Consider the following 23,760-nt stretch of genomic DNA (forward strand, 5'->3'; position numbering starts at 1 on the left):
AAATAAGCTGATAAATAAGCATGCGGTTTGTCTGCTTATTTGTTATAATGTGGCGTTATTTTTAAGGGATAAATGCAAAAATCCCACCCATCAAAATAACCACCACTAGGGGTCTGTATGTTGCGAATTGTCGATGAAGCCTTAACCTTTGATGACGTTTTATTATTGCCAGCCTATTCTGAAGTCTTGCCAAAAACTGCTGATCTGTCTACCCGTTTGACCAAAAGCATCACACTGAATCTACCGCTGATTTCTGCGGCCATGGATACGGTGACTGAATCTGAGATGGCCATTACAATGGCACAGCTGGGTGGTATGGGTATTTTGCATAAGAGTATGGATATCGTCAAGCAAGCCACACAAGTACGTCGCGTCAAAAAATTTGAGGCGGGTACGGTTGTCGACCCGATCACTGTACATCCTGAAATGACCATTGGTGAGTTACTAAAATTGACTCAGGACAATAATATCTCGGGCGTACCTGTGTTAGAAAGAGGCACAGACAACGTTGTGGGCATCGTAACCCATAGAGATTGGCGTTTTGAAACCAATTTATCGTTGCCAGTTAGTCAAATCATGACACCAAAAGATCAGTTAGTAACGGTGCATGAAGGTGAAAGCAACGAAAATATCAAAAGACTGCTTCATGAGCATCGTATCGAAAAAGTCATCGTTATTGATGATCAATTCCGTTTGCGTGGTTTGATTACAGTCAATGATTTTGCCAAAGCGGAAAACAATCCAAATGCCTGTAAAGATGAGAAAGGCCGTCTTCGTGTTGGTGCTGCTGTGGGTACAGGGGCAGACACGCAAGCGCGCGTTGAGGCACTAATTGCCGCTGATGTCGATATTATCGTTGTGGATACAGCACATGGTCACTCAAAAGGGGTGATTGATAAGGTTTCTTGGATTAAGAAAAACTACCCGAATGTGCAAGTCATCGGTGGCAATATCGCCACGGGTGATGCAGCAAAAGCACTGCGTGATGCTGGTGCTGATGCCGTAAAAGTCGGTATCGGCCCCGGTTCTATCTGTACCACGCGTATCATCGCAGGTATTGGTGTACCGCAAATCTCTGCCATTGATAATGTGGCCAGTGCTTTACAAGACAGCATCCCTTTAATCGCTGATGGTGGTATCCGTTATTCAGGCGATATGGCAAAAGCCATTGCTGCTGGTGCTTCGTGCATCATGGTAGGCTCGCTGATGGCTGGTACTGAAGAAGCGCCAGGCGAAGTTGAGTTGTTTCAAGGCCGTTACTATAAAGCGTACCGCGGTATGGGTAGCCTTGGTGCGATGTCAGGCTCCAATGGTTCATCAGACCGTTATTTCCAAGATGCCAAAGATGGCGTAGAAAAACTTGTACCAGAAGGTATCGAAGGCCGCGTTCCTTATAAAGGCCCGGTCGCTGGTATTGTCAATCAGCTGGTTGGCGGATTGCGCTCATCAATGGGCTATACAGGCTCTGCGACGATTGAAGACATGCGTACCAACCCACAGTTTATCAAAGTGACGTCAGCAGGTATGAAAGAATCGCATGTTCACGATGTGCAAATCACCAAAGAAGCACCAAACTACCGAGTGAATTAAACGGTATCTAATAGTCCTATAGTGTCTTAATAGTAACGATTGGCAGTAATGTCATGACTTTTAGATACAAACAGCCAACAATGCTTTGTTATTGTTGGCTGTTTTTTTTGTAAAATACATAACGGATTATTATAACACTGCCTGCGTATACGTCTGGCCTTTCATTTTTAGACTTGAGGAACATACACAATGAGTTACTTTGGCACCGATGGTATTCGCGGCAAATTTGGTGAGTTACCGATTACGCCTGATTTTATTTTAAAATTAGGTTATGTGACGGGACAAGTATTAAGAGAGAATAATGACAATCCTGCTCGCAAGCCAAGTGTGGTTATTGGTAAAGATACTCGTCTATCAGGTTATGTCATCGAAGGCGCATTACAAGCAGGTTTCAATGCTGCTGGCGTCGATGTTCATATGCTCGGCCCTTTACCTACGCCTGCTATTGCGCACTTGACCCGCAGTTTTAATGCGGATGCGGGTGTGGTTATCTCAGCTTCACACAATCCGTATTATGATAATGGTATCAAGCTGTTTTCAGCTGATGGTAAAAAGCTGACTGATGAGATGCAAAACTCTATCAATGATAAGTTAAAAGCCATTATGAATGCCTCTGAGGCTGATGGTAATGTTATTATGCCTATTCTTGATCCAGCACAACTGGGTAAAAACAATCGAATTAATGATGCCAAAGGCCGTTATATCGAGTTTTGTAAAGGCAGTTTTCCTTATCAGTATGATTTGAGCCATCTGACCATAGTAGTAGATAGTGCCAATGGGGCAGGCTATAGCGTGGCACCAAGAGTCATGCGTGAGCTGGGTGCAAACGTAATTGCTATTAACAACACGCCTGATGGTATTAATATTAATGCAGATTGCGGTTCGACGCATCCTGAGGGTTTACAAAAAGCGGTACTGGAGCACGACGCAGATGTTGGTATTGCCCTAGATGGTGACGGTGATCGTATCGTGATGGTTGACGAAACGGGCAAATTGATTGATGGCGATGGTATCTTATATTTGCTTGCCACCCAAGGTCATACTAAGGCTAAAGGTGTGGTGGGCACACTCATGAGTAATATGGGTTTAGAGCTGGCACTCAAAGAAGCAGGAATTGAGTTTGCTCGGGCAAAAGTGGGTGACCGTTATGTTATGCACAAGCTTGAAGCCAACGGTTGGATATTGGGCGGAGAGCCTTCTGGCCACATTTTATGTCTCGATAAAAGCCGTACAGGCGATGCCATCATCGCTGGCTTGCAAGTATTGGCAGTCATGCAGGCACGAGGTCGTGCGCTTAGCGATCTCGTCGAAGGTTTTGAAGTGCTCCCACAAAAACTGGTCAATGTGCGTTTGTCTCAAATGCAAGATCCTTTTCATTATCCAGAACTCGTCGCTGCTTTTGATAAAGCGCAGGCTACGTTAGAAGGTCGTGGTCGCGTGCTCATTCGTCAGTCAGGGACAGAGCCGATGATTCGGGTGATGGTCGAGTCAGATGATGTCATAGAGTGTGATGTGATGGCGAATGAGTTAGCCGATCATATTAAAGCCTTATTAGGTTGATCATCCTTAATGACACGCCCTAACGATATCAATATTAAAATAAGGAATTACGATGAGCATGGATTTTACCGATCAGCGCCTCTCCTATGAAAAAGGTGAGCTTGACCAACAGTCAGTACCAGAGTCACCATTTGAGCTATTAAACGCTTGGATGATTGAAGCCATAGAGCAAAACGTGCAAGAACCATATGCGATGAGCTTGGCAACCTGCGGTGCAGACAATAAGCCCAGTGTGCGTATCGTCTTGCTGCGTGAAATGACGGATACCGGTATTGTTTTTTATACCAATTACGAAAGCGCGAAAGGACAAGACATTGTAGAAAATCCTCATGCTGAGGCCCTGTTTTTTTGGCATGAGCTTGAGCGCCAAATTCGTATCAGTGGCAGTATTGCTAAAATTGATGCTGATAAGTCTGCGACCTATTTTCAAAAACGTCCGCATGACAGTCAAGTGGGCGCGTGGGTAAGCCAACCACAAAGTGGCGAAGTCGCTAACCGTGAGGTCATGGAACAGACGTTTGTGCAATTACAAACAAAATATCCAGAGCACAGTCCTGTACCAACACCAGCGTTCTGGGGTGGTTATGAAATTACTGTTGAAAAAATTGAGTTTTGGCAGGGGCGAGCCAATCGGATGCATGACCGCATTGTTTATGAGCAAGATAGTAGTACGGAGGCAGCAAAATGGATGACAAAACGTTTACTACCATAATGATAAACGTATTATTTTAGAACATCAAAAAGCCACTCTACCAATTATTGAGAGTGGCTTTTTGATGTTATTTTTTTGCCGCGATCACATTGGTATCGATATCAACTGAGACAGACATACCTGGACGCAATCGTGCAAGCTTAGGCTGATCTTGGTCTAAGTCGATTCGTACAGGAATACGTTGGGCAATTTTAATATAATTACCCGTTGCCGGATTGGCCGCACCTGCACTAAACTCACTGCCTGTTGCCGGAGAGATATTACTGACATGACCACTAAACTTGGCACCGCCCAGTGCGTCAACATGAATAGCGGCAGGTTCGCCTATGGCCATATTCGTGATTTGGGTTTCTTTAAAATTTGCAATAATCCATATTCCTTTTGGAACGATATACATCAGCTGAGTACCGGCACTAACGTATTGACCTTCTTTAACGCTCACTTGACTGAGCTGACCAGATTCAGGAGCCGTGATGATGGTATTGTCCAAATTAATTTGAGCTTGTTTGATACCTGCTTCAGCGCTTTTTATGTTCGCATCCAAAGAAGAGCGACTACCACTGGTTTTTTCTCGGTTTTGACGAGCCGCTTGTAAGTTGGCATCCGCTTGTTGCACACTTGCTTGTGCCTGAGCAAGCTGCGCTTTGATATGAGCAACCTCGGCTTTCGATACAGCACCGATGGCATCTAAGCCTTGATAGCGATTTAGATCCTCACGAGCACTTTCAACATCAATTTTGGCGCTATACAAATCAGCTTCTCGTGCTTCGATTTGCGCTTGGCTGGTTTGCGTATCTTGAGTGTTGCTAGAGCGATTGGTCATCGCCACTTCGGTATTGGCCTCGGCTTGTTCAAGCTGCTGTTGAAACGTTCGATCATCTATTTTTATCAATAGATCACCCGCTTTGACACTAGCAAAATCTTGTACTGCTACGTCAGTCACGTAACCTGATACTTGCGAGCTAATAATAGTCGTTTGACCTTTGACAAAAGCGTTATTTGTTTGTTGAATGGAAGAGGTAAACGGAGGTAGTTTCCATGCATATAAAATCAGTGCCACGCCAATGAAGATCAACAGAATCAGCAAACCCAAATTCAAGTAAGATTTTTTCTTGGGCGACCAGCCAGTCGAGTCAGGAATAGGCTCTTTGGGCGGCATAGGAAGTTCATTATGTTCTATAGAACTCTCTACAGGCGAAGAAACAGAACGGTCAGAAGGTGTTTCTGGTTTTGGCGTGTCTATGCTATCTGGCGTAGCGTTTGCCGTGATATCTGCTGTACTGCTATTGGAATCTGTACCTATGTCTTTAGCTGGCGCGCCAGTTGATGTATGAGATTTTTGGCTAAACTCATTGGGTTTTTCTTGGCTCATGACGCGTTCCTAGATTTTGAATATACAAGTGCTTAAAAGGTTTAAACAGTTATTTAATGGATTTTAATATTATTAATGTCGTTAGGATATGTCCTAATAAGATTATTTTGGTTCGCGCATTTTAGCGATGACCGCGAGCTCTTTAGCTAGTGGATTGCGTTTATGATATCGGTAATAAAAATAATTGATCAATAAAATGGCCGTAGTGAAAGTGGCCATACTGGCTATCAAAAAGAATAAGTCATTATATGCGGCAACCGTCGCTTGACGTTGTATACCTTGAAGTACTTGTCCCATTGCCGCCACGTTTACTTGGGCAGAGTCTGTTATTTGGCTCGACAAAGCTCTACTTGCACCAGCTACTTGTCCCATCAACGCAGGATTTCCTAAATTGAGTGAACCGACCATATCAGCATAGTGCATTTGCGTACGAATCGTCGTAAAAGCCTGAATGCCCGCCGCGCCTGCTAGTCCACCAATCGTTTGAGAGATACCAAAGATGACAGAAAAACTAATAATATAGGCAGGGCCACTGGCGATAGCACGTAAAAACCCTTCAAAAACCAGTGGTCCCATAAAGTACACAGCAGCAAATGCAATGAGAAACTGGCTCAGATAAAACATATAAGGGGCTGAATTAATAGATACTCCAGTATCCATCCAAGCACCAATGGCGATAAGTGCCATTGCAAAAATAACGGGACGGCGCAGATCCATCGCATTGGTACTAAAAATGCTAATCACTAAGGCTAAGACGCTGGCAGCTAGGATGACAGCATAAAAAGTAATCAGCTGATCGTTACCGTAGCCAAGACTGGCCAGCAATCCTGCAGCGCCTACATTCTGCTCAGACAGTAAAATACGCATGACAGCACCAGTGACCATGAAAGCAATAATATTGCGACTACGCATCCAGCGAACTTGTAGCATGGGATTTTTGCGGTGCGTTTCAATCCATAGTGCGATGCTAATATTAACAGCTGCAATGATAAGTGCGTAGATCAGCCAAGGCGTTGTCCACCACTGAATACGGCCTTGTACCAAAAAAACCGCCAACGCAGCAAGACCACTGGCAAAAAAACCAAAGCTTAAAAAATCGAGTTTTTCAAAGACTTTTTCGGTATTACCGGGCGGTAGCTCTAATATATTGATCAGTCCAAAGCAAATTAATGCCAAACCAAATTGAAATAAAAATAAGTTTTCAAGTTGGCCATCGATAGCAAGGTAGGGCGAGATAAGGCGAGATAATGGAATGCCAAACTGTACTAAACCAAATCCCAGTATTAATCCACTGGTACGTTTGACGGTTGGCATGCCTTGCAAACAATAGAATAAGCCTAGTACGGTCATGCCACTAGCAACCATACCACTCAATCCTCTAGCAATAATTTCTAGATAATAAGAGTCAATCTGGATATTAGTAGCGTTCAATAGATGGCTACTGACCAACCACTGTAAACTCGTCGCGGCTAATAAAAAAAACAGAGTGATTTTACTAAAAAGGGACATGCCAAATTGCTGGCGAATCTTATATAGTAAGACAGTAATACAAACATTTGTCATATTATAAGCGACGGATATCCAACCGCCTTCGACTGGCGTCAGTCCCATCTCACCTTGAATTTGGGTCAAATTGGCCACCAGTAGACCATTTTGGAAGCTGGCTGTTATGCCAATAAAAATCCCAATAATTAAATAGAATAGTTTACGGCGTGCAGGATGGTCAGGATTGGCTGGAGAGCCCACCATCATTGGTTGTTCATGCGGCTTAAATTGATATTCAGTATTCATGAGCGTACGATAAGATGCGATGGAGAGTAAAAAGACATAGAGCAGATTCCAGACAAAAATAGTACCAAGCGAGTATATAGTTAGTGAAAAGTGATATCGATACACCAGCAGTACTATAGCGACCTTAAAGTATTTCAACTATACCGCTGCAACCATTTACAAATGCTTTGCTCGTCTTGTCAAAAAAAATAATGAGTTGAACAAAAACACAGCCCTAATAAGAGCTGTGCTTTATACATCAAAATAGGTCAAATCAAATGTTCAGCAATGAGATTGGTTCACAACGCTAAATGGATTGATCGTAGTTTTTTTCTAGACGCATGGCGCGCTGATAGCTATCAAGACTGGCCAGCTGTTCAGCATACTGCCTGATATTCGGATAAGCATCGAGCTTTTGACGCTTAGCAAGAATGATCAAGTCAAATGACAACATAAAGTCAGCACCACTTAGCTTATCACTCACAATAAATGACTTACCTTCAACCGATGCATCCAGATATTCAAACAATCTGTTTTTTTCTGTATCGATATAGCCATTCAAAAACTCATTGTCATCAATGCCTGCTTTTTTGGTAAACAGTTCAAGCATTAATGGCAACATCAATGAGCTTTCGGCAAAATCAATCCATTCTAAATAATGGCCATAATCTACACTGTCAGTTGCAGGGCGCAAGCGCTCTGGTGCAAATCGTTCGATTAATAGCTCAGTGATAGCACCTGACTCAGCATATATCTCTCCATCTATCTCGATAACCGGAGATTTACCAAGTGGATGTACTGCTTTTAGAGAATCTGGTGCCAAATGTGTCTTTGCATCACGTTGATGACTGACCACTTCATAAGGCACGCCTAGCTCTTCTAAGAGCCAAAGCGTACGCAACGAACGAGATTGATTGAGATGATGTAAGCGAATCATGATATTAACCTTTGAGCTTGTCGATCAAACGCTTGGCAGCTTCTTCTGAAGACGCTGGGTTTTGACCTGTGATTAATAAACCATCTTCAACAACAAATGATTCCCAATCAGCGGCTTTTTCGTAGTTACCACCATTGGCTTTTAACGCGTCTTCTACTAAAAACGGTACAACATCGGTCAGGCCAACAGCGTCTTCTTCTGAGTTGGTAAAACCAGTGACTGTTTTGCCTTTGACTAAGTATTCACCATCAATTTTGACATTTTTAAGGGCTGCTGGTGAATGGCAAACAAAGGCCACAGGCTTGTCTTGCTTAACGAAAGTCTCGATCAGATTGATAGAGTTTTTATCAACTGCCAAGTCCCACAATGGGCCGTGACCGCCCGGATAAAATACTGAATCAAAATCTTCAGCTTTCATATCCGCCAATTTCTCAGTATTGGCTAGATGCTCTTGCGCATCTTTGTCGTCTTTAAAACGCTTGGTATCTTTGGTTTGTGTGTCTTCAGTATCACTACTAGGATCTAGTGGTGGCTGACCGCCAGCAGGAGAAGCTAAAGTTACATTGGCGCCCGCATCTAGAAACGCATAGTAAGGAGCTGCAAATTCTTCTAGCCAAAAGCCTGTTTTTTTGCCAGTATCACCCAAACGATCATGCGAGGTTAGTACCATTAAAATATTCATAAGTATCCTTATTTATTGTTGGTTTTTTAATCAAAGAAAGAGGTCACAGTCGTGCTATCGTCAATCAAACCATTAACGAACCGTAGTAAAACGATAGGGTTGCAGTAGTATTGATAGTAGCAATGACTGTGAACAGTATTCACGCTAAGACAATAACTTTCAGTGGTTGTCTTAGCAAATTATGTTGTTAAGTGGTTATTTCACATCAGCGATTTTGACCACTGTTTTACCAAAATTATCACCGTTTAGCATACGAACAAAGGCATCAGGTGCATTATCTAAGCCATCAGCGATATGTTCTTTGGTTTTAACATCACCTGACTCGACCCATTTGCTCATGGTTTTTAAGAATTCAGGATAATGATCGCCATACTCTTCAAAAATGATAAAACCTTTGATTGTTAAGCGCTGGCTCAAGACAAGTCCAGTCAACACGCTCAAACGATCCTTACCATCAGGGAGATCGGTTGCATTGTATTGTGCAACAAGGCCGCAAACTGGGATGCGAGCATGAGCATTCAATAGCGGCATTACCGCATCAAACACATGACCACCGACGTTTTCGTAGTAGATATCGATACCGTCTGGGCAGGCCGCTTTTAATTGCTCTGCAAAATCATCGGCTTTATGATCGATACAAGCGTCAAAGCCAAGTTCATTGACAGCGAAATCACATTTTTCTTGACCACCAGCGATACCGACAGTACGTAAACCATATTGATTGCCGACTTGTCCGACAGTCGCACCGACTGGGCCAGTAGCCGCAGCAACGACCAATGTTTCACCTTTTTTCGGTTTACCGATATCGGTTAAACCCATGTAACCCGTAAAGCCCGGCATGCCTAAGACACCCAAACCATACGAAGGGTTTTCCATATTTTTATCAAGCTTTAGAACGCCTTCGCCATCACTGACGCTATAGTCTTGCCAGCCTGAGTTAGAAACCACCAAATCACCCACTGCGAATTTATCAATATTAGACTCAACCACTTGGGCAACGGTTCCACCTAACATGACATCGCCCACTTCTAATGGATCAGCGTAACTTTTTGCTGAACTCATACGCCCACGCATATACGGATCTAATGATAAATAAACCGTCCGCAGAAGCATTTCGTGGTCATTTGGTGTTGGAATATTGGTTGTAACCATGTCAAAGTTTTCAGCTTTTGGCTCACCTGTAGGACGACTAGCCAGTTTGATTTGACGATTTGTTTCTTGGTTTTGTTGTTTATCAAAACTCATTTTAATATTCCTTTTATATTTATCGATTTTAAGTATTTATTATTGAAGTAGTAACTACTCATGACTGAGTAGCTACTACAGATAACATAACGATATGTTTTTCTTGTGACTGTGATGTTTCTTATTAAGACGCTTTGCTGTTAACGGCACGTTGTAAAATACGGCGCGATACAGCTAAGTCATTCTTGCCGTGTTCGCCAAGCTTCACCATTTTGTGTGCTTCAAGCTGCTTAACGATTGGGTCAATCGCTGACTCCGTCAAATCCGCATCCGCCAAACTGACTGGCAAGCCAAGGTCACGGAAGAAGTTCTCGGTAAAGACAATGGCTGTTTCGATAATGGCATCGTCATCTTGATCGGTGTCGGTGATGTTCCATACGTTACGCGCATATTGAAGCTAATTTTTCTTTTTTGCTTTCTTTTAATTCACGCATTACTGATGGAAGTAGGATAGTCAAAGTACGAGCGTGGTCGATGCTATGCAATGATGTCAGCTCATGACCGATCATATGCGTCGTCCAATCTTGTGGCACACCTGTACCAATGAGACCATTCAGCGCCATCGTTGCTGTCCACATAATATTTTTACGTGTTTCCATGTTTTCCGGATCTTGTTTCACGATTCGACCTTCGTCAATCAAGATCTTAAGTAAGCTTTCCGCAAAGGCATCTTGAACTTTAGCGTTAACTGGGTATGTCAGGTACTGTTCCATCACATGGACGAATGCATCAGCAACGCCATTCATGACTTGACGCTCAGGTAATGTTAACGTTTTGAGCGGATCTAAAATTGAGAATTTAGGGAAGGCGAGTGCATTACCAAACGGTAGCTTAGCTTGGCGTTCGCTATAATTGATAACGCCACCTGAATTCATCTCAGAGCCAGTGGCTGGAATGGTCAGGACCGCACCCAGATCGATAGCAGAATCAATATTTTTGCAATAGCTGGTGAGAGCGTCCCATGCTTGTTCACGTGAGACTGTGCCGTCTTCTTCAGTCAGCGAAGACACCAACGCGACAAATTTACTGCCGTCAATGACTGAGCCGCCACCAACTGCTAATAAGAAGTCGATGTTATGCTCATTGACCATGTCCGCTGCTTTTAATAGGGTAGTGAATTCTGGGTTGGCTTCGATACCGCCAAACTCAAACACAGTGCGTGAGCCACTTGCTGCCAATGCTTCTTTTACTTCATCTAGCGTGCCTGTGCGCTGCGCTGAGCCGCCACCATAAGTGATAAGAACACGCGCATCAGTCGGGACTAACTCTGATAACTGTGTGATTTGACCTTCGCCAAAGACGATACGAACGGGATTGTAATATTGAAAGTTATTCATAGGATTCCTAAGCTTTGTTAGATATTTATTAAATGTATTGAGTGCAAAAGTTTGGTTGTCTATTCGCCATCCATCTTTTACATCTGTGGGCATTGTACAGTAATTAGACCGGTCGTCTAGCGGTTTTTACAAAAATCTCTTATAACTGGGTTGGTCTTATTTAAAGGCCCATTGATGAGCGACTAAATCACGCTTATTAATCAGTTTGTGATGAGAACAATATTTTGATGAGACATATACGGTATCAACGTCCCATCTGTGAGGTCGTCATTTGCCATACTTCTGCCAGTGGTGTATTGGTCTGGCTAGTTTTGGCGATTAAGCTGGCACCAAGCCAAGCAAAATACCAACGTTTGGCCATACTCTCGGCTGCGACATTATCGAAGTGTGGTACAGAGTTATCCGCCCAGCCTGCTTTGATCTGTTCGGCAAGCCAAGTAATGATTTGTTGATAGCCCGCATTTAGTACTATGCGCATAGGCTCGGACATGTCTGCCACTTCAGCGCTGAGCTTGACCACTAGGCACTTACCATGGTCGCAGCCATTTTGCTGAGTGTCATACCAACTCTGAAAATAGTCGTAAAGGTTTTGTTGCGCACTATTATTTCGATGCACAATAGCATCTAGACGTATTTTATAGTTGATAAAATAGTTGCTAATAATAGCCTCACCAAAAGCTTCTTTTGAAGCAAAGTAATGATAAAAAGAGCCTTTAGGAACGCCAGCTGTGTCCAGTATCTGTTTGATACCGACGCCAGTGAATCCTTTTTTAGCGATAAGCTGATAGCCTGTTTCTAATAGATGCGTTTTGGTGTCTGGTGGAATTATATTTGAGTTAGCAGACATAGTAGTCATGTTCTCCTAAGATTGATTAGGTTTTATAAAAAGATAAAGTGCTGCAAGAATAAAGCGTTATTAGATGAAAGTCATTAACTGTCATTTTTTATAAATTTTATTCAGTGTTATATGAGCAGTTATAATTTGGTGTTACGTTCTTTCAACAATATAAAGTGACAAAACATTCTCGTTTTTATTGCCTCTATGGTAGCATTAGACCAGTCGTCTAGCAAGTTGGGTTTCAATTGATCTTAGTAAGCGTAAATTGCTGTGTAAAGATAACGTATACAAAGATAACGGTGAAGAACTCATTCAAAATTTAGCTCATACTTGTTAATCGTGTGATTTATTCACAACCAAAACTACAATCATAAAATAAATAGGAAAAACGATGTCAACTGATATTAATAATACTAAAGCCGATGCTTATGACAATTTTCACTTGCAATATATCGCCGGTGAATGGCAAAGCGGTCAAGATGATAGCGTCAACACTGACGTCAATCCATATAATGGCGATACATTAGTCGAAATACAGCAAGCCACAAAAAAGCAGCTTGATGAAGCCTATCAAGCTGCTACTAAGGCACAAAAAGAATGGGCGAAAAAAACTCCAGCTGAGCGTTCTGCTGTCATGTACAAGGTTGTCAATATCTTAGATCAGCGTCAAGATGAAATCGTCGATTGGCTTATCAAAGAGTCGGGCAGTACTCGCATCAAAGCAATGGTAGAATTCAGTGGTGCACGGTCAATTACGCTTGAAGCGGCCAGCTTTCCGAACCGTGTGCACGGTGAAATCCGCGCTTCTAATACCCCAGGTAAAGAAAACTTTGTCTACCGTGAGCCAATCGGTGTGGTAGCAGTTATTAGCCCATGGAACTTCCCGCTACATCTGACGCAGCGTTCTATCGGGCCAGCCTTGGCTTTGGGTAATGCTGTGGTACTAAAACCTGCAAGTGATACTCCTATTACAGGCGGTTTGCTGCTAGCAAAAATATTTGAAGAAGCAGGTTTGCCAAAAGGCTTGCTGAATGTCGTCGTTGGGGCGGGCAGTGAAATTGGCGATGCTGTCGTTACTCATGAAATCCCAAGCTTTGTATCGTTCACAGGCTCTACCTCTGTCGGTAAGCACATTGGTGAATTGGCCAATGGCGGTGACTATATTAAACAAGTCGCGCTCGAATTGGGTGGTAACAGTCCATTTGTTGTGCTAAAAGACGCAGATATTGAGCAAGCAGTAAAAGCTGCCGCCTTTGGTAAGTTTCTGCATCAAGGTCAAATCTGTATCGCTATCAACCGTATTATCGTAGAAGACGAGATCTATGATGACTTTGTCGAACGCTTTTTGGCTCATGTTAAGACGTTAAATGTCGGTGATCCTAGCAAAGCAGATACGGCAGTCGGTCCAATCATTAATGAAAAACAGGTCAAATCGCTCAAAGAGAAAATCGCTAAAGCCCAAGAAGAGGGTGCTAATATGATATTGAGCGGTGAGATTAAAGGCCAAGTTGTACCACCGCATATTTTTAGCGAAGTGACACGCGATATGGACTTGTCGCGCAATGAAGTGTTTGGGCCATTGGTCGGTATCATCCGAGCCAAAGATGAGGACGATGCGCTGTCGATAGCCAATGACTCGATGTATGGCTTGTCTAGTGCAGTATTTACGGCAGACATGCAAAAAGGCCTACGCTTTGCTCGCGGTATCAGAGCTGGTATGACTCACATCAATGACATCTCAGTGAACGATGAAAGTAACGTGCCATTTGGTGGAGAGAAAAACTCAGGTATTGGCCGCTTCAATGGCGAATGGGTGCTAGAAGAATTTACCAGAACGCATTGGATATCTATGCAGCATACGCCGCGTGACTATCCTTTCTAAATGATTATCCGTTCTAAACGCTTTAAATAAGCGCTAAACGTTTCGAATAAAAAGACTGCTCTAGTGGCAGTCTTTTTTTGTGAGTATCAATTTTTGTGAAGATCAATAACTTTATTCAACGTTATTTTTTTTAGCATGAAAACCGAGCAGGCCTTCAATTTCTTCAGTAGTCATTCGCCTGACGAGCGCTTGCTCTTCTACTGACAATCGATTGGTATGTTCTTTAATCATCCTATGAATGCTACGAGCAATTTCGGACGTCGTGGCATAATACATTTGCGGCTGCTCTTTTGTGAGAGTCATCAAAAACCTATTGATAATCTTGCGATTTTCATCTGATGCATTTTGTTCAGTCATACTATTCTCCTAAGGATAAGCCATTTAAGCAGTCAGGCTTATGAGAGTCAATGCCCATAAGTGGTTTTTGAGGTTATGAGTCTTGTCCAGTCAATATTTTGAGCGCTGCACTCGAATATCAAACATGAGATTGACAGTATATGATATTTTGAAACTTTAAAGATAACGTTAAAAATTAAGTATTGTGGTTCATTCATCACATCTAAATACTAAGAGGCTTAGGATATGTCAAATCAGCCATCGGCTCAAAATACTACGCTGGTTTTATTTCATAATGACTTGCGGGTCGCAGACAATGCCACTTTATCAAAAGCGGTCAGTCTGTCCAGTAATGGGCAATTACTGCTCGTCTATGCGCCATCGTTGACCGATGATCTGTATAAAAAAGACAACCGTCAGGCTTATTGCTATGACATGATGGGTCATGCACGCCAGCGGTTTTTGTCTGAGAGTTTGACGGCTTTAGATGCGTCACTCATGCAACTTGGGAATAGATTGCTGTATTTGCAAGACAACTTGGCGACATCAGACACCTTTACGCAGTTGAATGAGCTTATTCAGCAGCAACACGTCACAGATATCTGTGTCAGTCAAACGGCAGATTACGACCAAAACCAAGTGTATAAGCGCCTGCAAGCACAAAACCCACAGGTATGCTGGCATGTACAAGCCACCGCCACGTTGTTTGATAAATTGCCGCTGGATGATTTGCCCAAAAGCTTTACAGCCTTTCGCAAAAAAATCGAATCAAATTATGATTTATTGCAGGCAAAAGAAGATATTGTGATTTGTCCAACTCTCAAATCATTGCCACCAATGCCTGAAACTTTGCAAAACAGCCGCGAATATTTTTTTGCCGTGCCAACGTTTGACGAGCCAATATTTGATGAGTTACCACGGCAACTACCTGATTTTAAAGGTGGTGAGCCAAACGGTGTAGAGCATTTGGAAGCCTATTTTGATTCCGATGCGCCAAGTATTTACAAAACCACGCGAAATGCGCTTGACGACTGGACACATTCCACTAAGTTTTCAGCTTGGCTGGCCAATGGTTCACTATCTGTGAACGTAGTATTGAATCGTCTGCGTCGTTATGAGCGCGATATCGTTGCAAATGATTCTACTTATTGGATATGGTTTGAGCTGCTCTGGCGTGAGTATTTTTATTGGTACGCCGCTGCTCATCAGCAAAAGCTATTTTGGTTTAAAGGGATTGCGCAACATTCGCCATCGACCCAGTTTAATCAAAAGCGTTTAGTGCAGTGGAAAAATTGCACAACGCCATATCCTATTGTCAATGCCTGTATGCATCAGCTAAAAAATACAGGGTATATGTCGAACCGTGGCAGACAATTGGTTGCTAGCTGTTTTATTCACGAGCTGGGTTTGGATTGGCGTTACGGTGCGACTTACTTTGAGCAGCATCTTATCGATTATGATGTCGCTAGTAATTGGGGTAATTGGCAGTATTTGGCAGGGGTTGGCGCTGATCCGAGAGGGTGCAGACAATTTAATCTCAACAAACAAGCCCAGCAATATGATCCAAATGGCGGGTTTATCCGTAAATGGCAAGGCGAGGTATAGTCAATCCCCATAAAATAAATACAAGATAGGTATAAAAAATGAAAAAACCAAGTCCTTATTTGACCGTTGCAGGTGCTATTCCTTTTGTAATTTGCGCCTTTTTGATGACGGCGGGTGTTGCTGCGATCCCAGTTTTGGGGGAAACGCAGTATGTTCTATCCATTTATGGTTTGGTCATTGCCTCATTCATGGCAGGGGCGCATTGGGGTAACCATCTTGGCTTGGCTGATGACAATACATGGGCGTTCAAGCTCCCCGTGTTTAGCAATGTTATTGCGCTTGGTCTGTGGCTTGGATTTTTGACGTTATCGACCGTGGGTTTTATTTGGCTATTGATCCTTGGATTTGTGAGCTTGTTAGTGATTGACTATGGTCTTCATCAAGCACACATTATCGGTCATGAGTATTTTAAGGTCAGAAAGTATGTCACTTTGATTGTGGTTTTTGCATTAATGGTTGCAGTGACTAATTTATAAGTGGGGCTTCGTTATAAATAGTGCTAATTCTCCATAATTGATGGCAAGGATTGCTGACCAAAGATTGCTAACTCAACGCTGCTAATTAAAAAATATACAAACAAGGCCACTGTTTTAGTGGTTTTTTTGTGCATTTAAAAATGCAGATAATCATAAAAGTTTATGGGTTCTATTGTACGTAAGCTGCCATAGATGCGATATTTCTGCACAGTCATTGTATGTTTTATAACATTCATTTAAAATGTATTTTTAAGATGACTTTTATTAATAGTTCCCTAAGAAGACCACTATGCACTCTATCAATTTACCCAGCAAGCCAGCAACGTCACCGCATCCTATTTTTAATTTGAGTTTTCGTATATTTTTTAGTGCTGCGGGGTTATTTGCTATAGTAACGATGTTGCTTTGGGCGTTTGTATTTACGGGTCATACAGATATTGATGCACAGGTGCTAAATCCGCTCTATTGGCACGGTCATGAGATGGTATATGGGTATGCATTGGCGGTGATCGCAGGATTCTTATTGACAGCGGTAAAAACTTGGACAGGAGTGATGATGCCGCATGGCTATAAACTGCTGGGTATTTTTAGTTGTTGGTTGTTGGCACGATTGAGCTGGATGGCTGTTGGGCTTGGTATGACTATCGCGGGTAGTAGCCTGTCGTGGTTGTACATTGGCGCCGTTTTTGATTTGTTGTTTATCGGCTGGATGGCTTTTGTAATCTTTCGGGCGGTATTACAAGTTAAGCAATACAAGCAGATGGGCATTTTGGCGAAGCTTGCGTTACTGACCTTGGGCAATGGCCTTTGTTATTGGGGCATTATTAATGCAGATATGACTATGACCAAAATCGGGATATATTTGGGCTTTTATTTGATTATTGGTTTGGTTCTGACCATTGGTCGGCGCGTGGTGCCATTCTTTATTGAGCGTGGGCTTAGCGTGGTGAATAGCCAAGGCGACCAAGAAGATGTAATCCTACGCAATAGTAAGACGCAAGATATCGCAAGTTTATTGTTCTTTTTGGCATTTTTTATCGTTGATTTATTTTATCCTAACAAATACTTGCTCACTATTACGGCACTTGGGGTGGCATTGGTCAACCTCATACGTCTAATAGGATGGTATCATCGCGGTATTTGGCAAAAGCCATTGCTTTGGTCGCTATATATCGCGTTTTTGGGTATGTGCTTGAGTTTTGTGTTGTACGCATTGCAGCCGTGGTTGGGATACGCTCACAGTATTGCGATGCATGGGTTGGCGATTGCAGGTGTTGGTATGATGACGGTGGCAATGATGACCCGCGTATCTCTTGGCCATACAGGGCGTAGTATTCATCAGCCCTCTAAAATGGTGAATGTGATGTATGGTTTGATGGTACTGGTGTTTATTAGTCGTGTACTGTTACCACTCGTTGATATAGATCATTACTTATTATGGATTATGGTGGCTCAAGGTGCATGGATTGCGTGCTTCGTGCTGTTTTGCATCAGTTATTTACCAATGCTGGCACGTCCAAGACCTGATGGTTTGTTTGGTTAATAATAAGCTTTACCGCCAAAGTGAGGTGAAAAATAGAGCAGTCATGATCTAGTCAATACTAGGGTGGGGCTGATACAAATTTTTCTTGCTTGCTGTGTGCGCAGACAGAGGCTGCAAAAAATTTGTATCAGTCCTGCTGACTCTCTTTTATATTGACCGGACTATTAATTAAAGTAAGTAGGAGTAGTGGCAAATGCGATTGACCAATTATAGTGATTATGCACTGCGCTCATTGATTTATTTAGCAGTAAAGCCTGAGCCATCAATATTGGCAAATATCAGCGATATTGCCCATAGCTATGGTATTTCTAAAAGTCATTTGACTAAGATTATTCATCAATTGGGTCAGCTCGGTTATATAGAGAGTGTGCGCGGTAAGAATGGCGGTATTCGGTTGGCTCGCGCACCTAAAGACATCAATTTAGGCGTATTGATCAAACAAATAGAGCCTGATTTTGATTTGGTAGAGTGTTTTGCGACACCAGTGAATAGTGGTGATCGACATCCTCGCTCGACAGGCTTACCCATCACTCTTATCGATGAAGAAGTGGATAAATCTATAGGCTGTGTCATTAGTCCCGTCTGCCAACTCAAAGGGGTGTTTTTTGAAGCGTTAACGGCATTTGTTAATGTTCTAGAGCGCTATACATTGGCGGATGTCATTACCAATGAGGATGAGCTAGCGACATTCCTATTTCGCTCATAATATAGTTTGCTGATCATAAAGAAGGGCGACCATTTTGGCAGCCCTTTTTTGTATTTCTACAGTTTTAAAATAGGTCGCTCATTAAGCACTTTCTAATTTTGGACGGGCTTTAGCAATTGCCTTCAATAATGCTTTTTCGAACTCACCTTCTCTGAAGTTAACCAGATATGAGTGCGCTGCACAGAAATTACGAACGTCACGCCATTCGTGTGCCAGATTGGTCGCCCAGTCGCAGTACTGCTTGCCAGCATCGGGTTCGTCTATTAGCGCTTTTTTGGTGGTAGGATGTAGTATCAGCTCTGGTAATACCACTTCTAATAATTTCATCGGCGGACTCATAAAAGTATCATCCACATGCAGGCTTTTGCTAGCAGGATGATAGGCCAATAAGGAGCCGGCATGAATCATCTCATTGGGTGAGATATAGTAGATGCCTTTTGATATGGAGAAATTAAGCTCAGGGTAGCGCTGAGCCACCGCCTCACTTTCGACCAAGTCATCGGCCCATTGTACTTTAGGCACTTTTTTATGATGGCGGCTACTGCCATAAAAGGTCGCTTGTGGAAAATCTTTCGCCATTTCCTCACAGTGTATGGTATGGAAGGGATGGACATTAAGCACCGCTTCGACCGTTTGCCCATTATTGGTCAGCGCCATTACTTCATCGCGAACATCACCCGTTAGGGCATAACTGTCTAAAAATATAAAGCGCCCTGATTCAAGTTGAATGAGTGAGCATTGGGTGCCAATATTTAAAACCCCGCCAATGCGAAACGAGCCACGTATGTTCCAAAATCCTGCCCCTAAATCATGTATTTTATCGGACATTAATATTTCTCCTTATGTGATTTTTAAAAGAATGAGTGATAGAAAGTAGCGTAGACTGTAAGTAGCTTTTTGAAATGAATGCTACTGAATGCTTGTCTTATTTAGATCATTGTCGCAGCAGCTTATGACGACTGAAGCTCAGAACGAGCGACGTCAATGGCAGACAGTAGCGCTGTCTTAAATCTGCCTTCGCCAAACTCTACCAAGCCAGAGTGCGCGCCGCAAAAATATTGAGCATTACGCCATTTATGCGCCAGATCTGTGGCCCAATCGCAATACTGCTTGCCAGCGTTTGGCTCATTTCTGAGGGCTTGCTTGGTTGTCGGATGCAAACCCAAACTTGGTTGTAACGCATTGAATAGCTTAGAAGGTGGAATCTCAAAAGTGTCATCAATATAGATACTTTGGCTAGCGGCATGATAAACCAATAAAGAGCTGGCATGGACGGCGTCATTGGGCGAGATGTAGTAAATACCTTTAGGAAGAGAGAAATCAAGTTCAGCATAGCGCTCTGCGACGGCATCGCTTTCGACCAAATCATTTGCCCAGCTCACGCTTGGTACTTGCTCATGATGGCGACTGCTACCATAGAAGGTCGCTTGCGGAAAATCCTGCGCCATTTGCGCGCAATGAACAGTATGAAAAGGATGGACGTTTAAGATGGCTTCGACATCGTGACCATCGTTGGTCAAATTCATGACTTGCTGACGAACATCACCTGTCAACGTATAACTGTCTAAGAAAACAAATCGTCCTGAAGCCAGTTTTATCAGCGCAGATTGAACGCCTATATCGAGTATGCCATTTTTAATAAATGAACCTCGTATACTCCAAAATCCTTTGCCTAAATCATAAATCTCATCGGTCATTAACATCGCCCCTTAACGCTGATTTTTAAATTTATTCTAGTCGTTAATCTTGTTTATTAAAATATAACGCCTTACGAGTATGGTTTTTTGAGGGCACAAAGTCTGTAATAAAAAAGATAGAAGCACTGTAGATGTGTAAAAGTAGAAAAAATTTGTTAAGTAAACGTATGAATAAGACATGAATAAAAAAACGAACCATACACTGAAACCTGAGTCTATTATTCGGTATGATAATGTAAAGTACATATTGCTTCACCATGAACGACTAATTCTATTGTGACTATCAGTTCAGGTATTCTCGTTTTATTTCTATCACCTACGCCTATAGCCTTTGCTAAATGGCTCCAATATAGTCAGTATTATTTTGAATAATCATATAAATAAAAAGAGCCAAGCTCCCCACACAGAGACGCCATCGGTTTCTGCGTATCATCCGTCATTTGATTCACCCTCATGGGTATTGAAATTGACCATTGGTTTGATTGGTATGTTTGCTTTTTTGCAAGTGTACTCTATCCAAGCCGTGCTACCTGTACTGATGGCAGATTTTTCTGCTACTGAGGTGCAAGTAGGTATGGTTGTTGGGGCAACAGTGATGGCGATTGCCCTCATGTCACCGTTTTTGGGCATGCTCTCCGATGCGGTCGGGCGCAAATCCTTTATAGTTGGCGCGTTATTATTCTTAGCAATACCCACCGCGTTGATTGCTCAAAGTCCTAGCATAGGTTGGTTGGGATTTTTCCGGTTTATGCAAGGTTTATCTGTTCCTGGTATCACGGTCGTGACCATTGCTTATATTGGTGAGGAGTTTAAAGGAAGAGCACTCACTGAGCTGATGTCATTTTATGTCTCAGGCAATGTGCTTGGTGGCTTTTTGGGACGTTTTTTACTTGGACATTTACATGAGCTTATCGGTTGGCGGCTTGGCTACTATTTAATGGCAATGCTGACACTTGTAGGTGCATTATGGGCATGGAAGATGCTACCAACGTCGCGCTGTTTTGAAGCCAATCCAAACTTTCGCTCAGCGGTACAGACATTGGGTGAGCATTTGACCAACCGCTATGTCGTGACAGCCTGTCTGCTTGGCGCCTGTGTTTTATTCTCGCTAGTCGGTTGTTTTACCTTTATCAATTTGCATCTTGCTAAATCGCCATACAATTTGAGTACGGGTGCGCTTGCCAATATTTTTGCCGTTTATCTGATTGGCGTGATTATCACACCATTATCGACCACGTTGTTGCGCCGATTTGGATCGGCACGGACGGTTCGAGTCGCAGTGATGGTGTCAATGTTTGGTGTATTATTGACCTTAGTGACACCATTATGGGGCGTTATTGTTGGACTGGCGATTATGTCGTCGGGTGTCTTTATCACCCAAGCTGCCACCATCAGTTATATTGCTGTCAATGTCAAAAAAGGACGATCACTGGCGTCTGGATTATATTATATGGGGTATTACGCGGGAGGAACTTTGGGCGCGTGGCTATGCGGCATAACTTATGCGCGCGGGCAGTGGTCGCTCACCGTCTGGTTGCTATTGTTTGTTCAAGTATTGGCGTTGCTCGTGGCCAGTTTTGGTATGATTAAAACAAAATCACGTACCGCTTAATTTGCTTTTTGCAAAAAATTTATGAAACCATGAAGCCTACGATACTTATGTAAGCTCGCTTTACATAGCATCGGTTTTTTCTTACTATCAGTAAAAGAGAATGCCTTTTACGCTACTATTTATAATTTACCTACATACCTGACAACAAGGAAGTCACATTTATGTCAAATATTTATCAAAGCGCGCCTTCTGCTTACGATTATCCATTATTGGTAAAGCAGTTGTTGAGCCGAGCCAAGACGGTATCGCAAGATCAAGAAATCGTTTATGCAGACAAAAAGCGCTTTACTTATAAAGACTTATTTAACCGGATCAATCGTCTAGCCAATGTTTTAGCGGATCTGAATCTTGACGCTGGCGATATAGTCGCAGTGATGGATTGGGACAGTCATCGCTACCTCGAGTCTTACTTTGCCATACCGATGTCAGAGTACATCCTGCAAACCGTGAATATCCGTTTGTCCCCAGAAAAAATCCTTTACACCATCAACCATGCTAAGCCAAAAGTGCTGTTGCTCAACTCTGAGTTTGCGCCCTTGGTCAAAGATTATCAGTTTGAAAACTCCAGTATTGAGCATATTATTTGGCTAGATGACAATGGCGTGACGTTTGAAGGTGTGTTCGGCGGCAATCAAAACCGGGTGACAGGTGAGTATGAAGCATTGCTAGAAGCCGCCGATAGCGAGTTTGATTTCCCAGATTTTGACGAAAATACCATTGCTACCACCTTTTATACCTCAGGCACAACGGGTGATCCAAAGGGTGTGTTCTTTAGTCATCGCCAATTGGTATTGCACAGCTTAGCAGAAGCGGCCACGCTTGGCATGTTGCCCAATAAACAAGGCGTCAGTTATGGCGATGTCTATATGCCGATGACGCCGATGTTCCACGTACATGCGTGGGGTTTTCCATTTACTGCCACTATGGTAGGTCTAAAGCAGGTCTATCCGGGACGCTATGCGCCTGATGCCTTGATGGATTTGATTATCAATGAAAAAGTGAGTATCACTCATTGTGTGCCTACGATCTTACAGATGGTACTTAAAGAAGCACAAGATCGTGACGCCAGTTTTAATGGTCTAAAAATGATCATCGGTGGTTCACGATTGACAGAAGGTTTGGCAAAAACAGCAATGGCACAAGGTATCGAGGTTTATACAGGCTATGGTATGTCAGAGACAGCGCCGCTTATTAGCTTGACAGAATTTAGTCTGAATGAACCTGAAATGACAGAGGGTGAAGACATTGCCCGTCGCTGTATGACAGGCAAGCCTGTGCTGATGGTAGATGCGCAGGTATGGGGCGAAAACAATCAATCAGTGGGCAAGGGTAAAGAAAACACTGGCGAGCTGGTTCTACGTGCCCCTTGGTTGACCCAAAGCTATTTGAAGAATGATGATGCAGGTAAAGAGTTGTGGGAAAATGGCTATATGCATACTCAAGACATCGCCTATATACGTCCTGACGGTTATATTAGAATTACGGATCGTTTAAAGGATGTGATCAAGTCAGGTGGCGAATGGATTTCATCGTTGGAGATCGAGACAATTTTATCACTGCATCCAGCAGTGGCTGATGTATCAGTAATTGGTGTTCGTGATAAACAGTGGGGCGAACGTCCATTGGCACTAATCGTCCTCAAGCCGGCTTGCCAAGACACCAATATTGAGGATATCAAAGCCATTGCCGAAAAAGCAGTCGAGCGTGGCATCATTCCTGAGTATGCCGTACCAAGTCAGTTTAAGTTTGTTGATGAGTTACCAAAAACGTCGGTAGGCAAGCATGACAAAAAAGTCATGCGTGAGATGTATGCCGATCAAACAGAAGTGTAGTTGCGTCAGATTGCCAACTAACAAAATG

Annotated in this window: 19 protein-coding genes and 1 pseudogene; 10 read left to right on the forward strand and 10 right to left on the reverse strand. The window is 42.9% G+C overall.

Annotated elements, in window-relative coordinates:
• Positions 1-117 precede the first annotated feature (117 nt).
• From guaB to pdxH, 3 genes are all read left to right on the forward strand, one after another.
• Positions 118-1,590 (forward strand): IMP dehydrogenase, encoded by a 1,473-nt coding sequence (gene guaB / locus M917_RS12260; RefSeq protein ID WP_021815180.1) that lies wholly within the window; start codon positions 118-120, stop codon positions 1,588-1,590.
• Between the two features lie 189 nt (positions 1,591-1,779).
• Positions 1,780-3,150, forward strand: a complete 1,371-nt coding sequence (gene glmM, locus M917_RS12265; protein WP_021815181.1) for a phosphoglucosamine mutase — start codon at positions 1,780-1,782, stop codon at positions 3,148-3,150.
• A gap of 52 nt (positions 3,151-3,202) precedes the next feature.
• On the forward strand, positions 3,203-3,862 hold the full coding sequence (pdxH, locus tag M917_RS12270; RefSeq protein ID WP_021815182.1) for a pyridoxamine 5'-phosphate oxidase: 660 nt from the start codon (positions 3,203-3,205) through the stop codon (positions 3,860-3,862).
• Between the two features lie 67 nt (positions 3,863-3,929).
• Here pdxH and M917_RS12275 read toward each other — a convergent pair whose 3' ends face one another.
• The 7 genes and pseudogenes from M917_RS12275 to M917_RS12305 form a co-directional block, all read right to left on the reverse strand.
• Complete coding sequence (locus tag M917_RS12275; RefSeq protein WP_021815183.1) at positions 3,930-5,234, reverse strand: HlyD family secretion protein; 1,305 nt, start codon at positions 5,232-5,234, stop codon at positions 3,930-3,932.
• Positions 5,235-5,336: 102 nt separating this feature from the next.
• Positions 5,337-7,025, reverse strand: coding sequence for an efflux MFS transporter permease (locus tag M917_RS12280; RefSeq protein WP_021815184.1), 1,689 nt, complete (start codon positions 7,023-7,025; stop codon positions 5,337-5,339).
• A 286-nt stretch (positions 7,026-7,311) separates the two neighbouring features.
• Complete coding sequence (locus M917_RS12285) at positions 7,312-7,941, reverse strand: glutathione S-transferase family protein (protein ID WP_021815185.1); 630 nt, start codon at positions 7,939-7,941, stop codon at positions 7,312-7,314.
• Between the two features lie 4 nt (positions 7,942-7,945).
• Complete coding sequence (locus tag M917_RS12290) at positions 7,946-8,623, reverse strand: type 1 glutamine amidotransferase domain-containing protein (protein WP_021815186.1); 678 nt, start codon at positions 8,621-8,623, stop codon at positions 7,946-7,948.
• Positions 8,624-8,818: 195 nt separating this feature from the next.
• On the reverse strand, positions 8,819-9,868 hold the full coding sequence (locus M917_RS12295) for an NADP-dependent oxidoreductase (RefSeq protein ID WP_021815187.1): 1,050 nt from the start codon (positions 9,866-9,868) through the stop codon (positions 8,819-8,821).
• A 124-nt stretch (positions 9,869-9,992) separates the two neighbouring features.
• A pseudogene (locus M917_RS12300) lies at positions 9,993-11,205 on the reverse strand (iron-containing alcohol dehydrogenase).
• Positions 11,206-11,449: 244 nt separating this feature from the next.
• Positions 11,450-12,061, reverse strand: a complete 612-nt coding sequence (locus M917_RS12305) for a TetR/AcrR family transcriptional regulator (RefSeq protein WP_021815190.1) — start codon at positions 12,059-12,061, stop codon at positions 11,450-11,452.
• A 373-nt stretch (positions 12,062-12,434) separates the two neighbouring features.
• On the opposite strand from M917_RS12305, the gene M917_RS12310 reads away from it, so the two are divergent.
• A complete protein-coding gene (locus M917_RS12310; protein ID WP_021815191.1) occupies positions 12,435-13,925 on the forward strand; it encodes an aldehyde dehydrogenase family protein in 1,491 nt (496 codons plus the stop codon).
• Positions 13,926-14,036: 111 nt separating this feature from the next.
• On the opposite strand, the gene M917_RS12315 is transcribed toward M917_RS12310, so the two are convergent.
• Positions 14,037-14,282 (reverse strand): hypothetical protein, encoded by a 246-nt coding sequence (locus tag M917_RS12315; RefSeq protein WP_021815192.1) that lies wholly within the window; start codon positions 14,280-14,282, stop codon positions 14,037-14,039.
• A gap of 225 nt (positions 14,283-14,507) precedes the next feature.
• Between M917_RS12315 and M917_RS12320 the strand changes: the two genes are divergently transcribed.
• The 4 genes from M917_RS12320 (at position 14,508) to M917_RS12335 (ending at position 18,591) form a co-directional block, all read left to right on the forward strand.
• Complete coding sequence (locus M917_RS12320; RefSeq protein ID WP_021815193.1) at positions 14,508-15,866, forward strand: DASH family cryptochrome; 1,359 nt, start codon at positions 14,508-14,510, stop codon at positions 15,864-15,866.
• 38 nt (positions 15,867-15,904) lie between these two features.
• On the forward strand, positions 15,905-16,342 hold the full coding sequence (locus tag M917_RS12325; protein ID WP_021815194.1) for a DUF3429 domain-containing protein: 438 nt from the start codon (positions 15,905-15,907) through the stop codon (positions 16,340-16,342).
• Between the two features lie 289 nt (positions 16,343-16,631).
• On the forward strand, positions 16,632-17,885 hold the full coding sequence (locus M917_RS12330) for an NnrS family protein (protein WP_021815195.1): 1,254 nt from the start codon (positions 16,632-16,634) through the stop codon (positions 17,883-17,885).
• A gap of 193 nt (positions 17,886-18,078) precedes the next feature.
• Entirely contained in the window at positions 18,079-18,591 is a 513-nt protein-coding gene (locus M917_RS12335) for an Rrf2 family transcriptional regulator (RefSeq protein ID WP_021815196.1), read from the forward strand.
• An 81-nt stretch (positions 18,592-18,672) separates the two neighbouring features.
• On the opposite strand, the gene M917_RS12340 is transcribed toward M917_RS12335, so the two are convergent.
• The gene (locus M917_RS12340; protein ID WP_021815197.1) at positions 18,673-19,419 is read right to left on the reverse strand and encodes a hypothetical protein; all 747 of its coding nucleotides are present in this window, start codon (positions 19,417-19,419) and stop codon (positions 18,673-18,675) included.
• 122 nt (positions 19,420-19,541) lie between these two features.
• Positions 19,542-20,288: a hypothetical protein gene (locus M917_RS12345; protein ID WP_021815198.1), complete on the reverse strand. Its 747-nt coding sequence runs from the start codon at positions 20,286-20,288 to the stop codon at positions 19,542-19,544.
• Between the two features lie 466 nt (positions 20,289-20,754).
• On the opposite strand from M917_RS12345, the gene M917_RS12350 reads away from it, so the two are divergent.
• The gene (locus M917_RS12350; RefSeq protein WP_051354288.1) at positions 20,755-21,900 is read left to right on the forward strand and encodes an MFS transporter; all 1,146 of its coding nucleotides are present in this window, start codon (positions 20,755-20,757) and stop codon (positions 21,898-21,900) included.
• 161 nt (positions 21,901-22,061) lie between these two features.
• Positions 22,062-23,732, forward strand: coding sequence for a fatty acid--CoA ligase (locus M917_RS12355; protein WP_021815200.1), 1,671 nt, complete (start codon positions 22,062-22,064; stop codon positions 23,730-23,732).
• Positions 23,733-23,760 lie beyond the last annotated feature (28 nt).

Source organism: Psychrobacter aquaticus CMS 56 (assembly GCF_000471625.1).
Lineage (GTDB): Bacteria > Pseudomonadota > Gammaproteobacteria > Pseudomonadales > Moraxellaceae > Psychrobacter > Psychrobacter aquaticus.

What these genes read in the sequence shown, in the direction of transcription:
- guaB (WP_021815180.1), top strand. Translation starts at nt 118, where the DNA reads ATGTTGCGAATTGTCGATGAAGCCTTAACCTTTGATGACGTTTTATTA.
- glmM (WP_021815181.1), top strand. Translation starts at nt 1,780, where the DNA reads ATGAGTTACTTTGGCACCGATGGTATTCGCGGCAAATTTGGTGAGTTA.
- pdxH (WP_021815182.1), top strand. Translation starts at nt 3,203, where the DNA reads ATGAGCATGGATTTTACCGATCAGCGCCTCTCCTATGAAAAAGGTGAG.
- M917_RS12275 (WP_021815183.1), bottom strand. Translation starts at nt 5,234, where the DNA reads ATGAGCCAAGAAAAACCCAATGAGTTTAGCCAAAAATCTCATACATCA.
- M917_RS12280 (WP_021815184.1), bottom strand. Translation starts at nt 7,025, where the DNA reads ATGAATACTGAATATCAATTTAAGCCGCATGAACAACCAATGATGGTG.
- M917_RS12285 (WP_021815185.1), bottom strand. Translation starts at nt 7,941, where the DNA reads ATGATTCGCTTACATCATCTCAATCAATCTCGTTCGTTGCGTACGCTT.
- M917_RS12290 (WP_021815186.1), bottom strand. Translation starts at nt 8,623, where the DNA reads ATGAATATTTTAATGGTACTAACCTCGCATGATCGTTTGGGTGATACT.
- M917_RS12295 (WP_021815187.1), bottom strand. Translation starts at nt 9,868, where the DNA reads ATGAGTTTTGATAAACAACAAAACCAAGAAACAAATCGTCAAATCAAA.
- M917_RS12305 (WP_021815190.1), bottom strand. Translation starts at nt 12,061, where the DNA reads ATGACTACTATGTCTGCTAACTCAAATATAATTCCACCAGACACCAAA.
- M917_RS12310 (WP_021815191.1), top strand. Translation starts at nt 12,435, where the DNA reads ATGTCAACTGATATTAATAATACTAAAGCCGATGCTTATGACAATTTT.
- M917_RS12315 (WP_021815192.1), bottom strand. Translation starts at nt 14,282, where the DNA reads ATGACTGAACAAAATGCATCAGATGAAAATCGCAAGATTATCAATAGG.
- M917_RS12320 (WP_021815193.1), top strand. Translation starts at nt 14,508, where the DNA reads ATGTCAAATCAGCCATCGGCTCAAAATACTACGCTGGTTTTATTTCAT.
- M917_RS12325 (WP_021815194.1), top strand. Translation starts at nt 15,905, where the DNA reads ATGAAAAAACCAAGTCCTTATTTGACCGTTGCAGGTGCTATTCCTTTT.
- M917_RS12330 (WP_021815195.1), top strand. Translation starts at nt 16,632, where the DNA reads ATGCACTCTATCAATTTACCCAGCAAGCCAGCAACGTCACCGCATCCT.
- M917_RS12335 (WP_021815196.1), top strand. Translation starts at nt 18,079, where the DNA reads ATGCGATTGACCAATTATAGTGATTATGCACTGCGCTCATTGATTTAT.
- M917_RS12340 (WP_021815197.1), bottom strand. Translation starts at nt 19,419, where the DNA reads ATGTCCGATAAAATACATGATTTAGGGGCAGGATTTTGGAACATACGT.
- M917_RS12345 (WP_021815198.1), bottom strand. Translation starts at nt 20,288, where the DNA reads ATGACCGATGAGATTTATGATTTAGGCAAAGGATTTTGGAGTATACGA.
- M917_RS12355 (WP_021815200.1), top strand. Translation starts at nt 22,062, where the DNA reads ATGTCAAATATTTATCAAAGCGCGCCTTCTGCTTACGATTATCCATTA.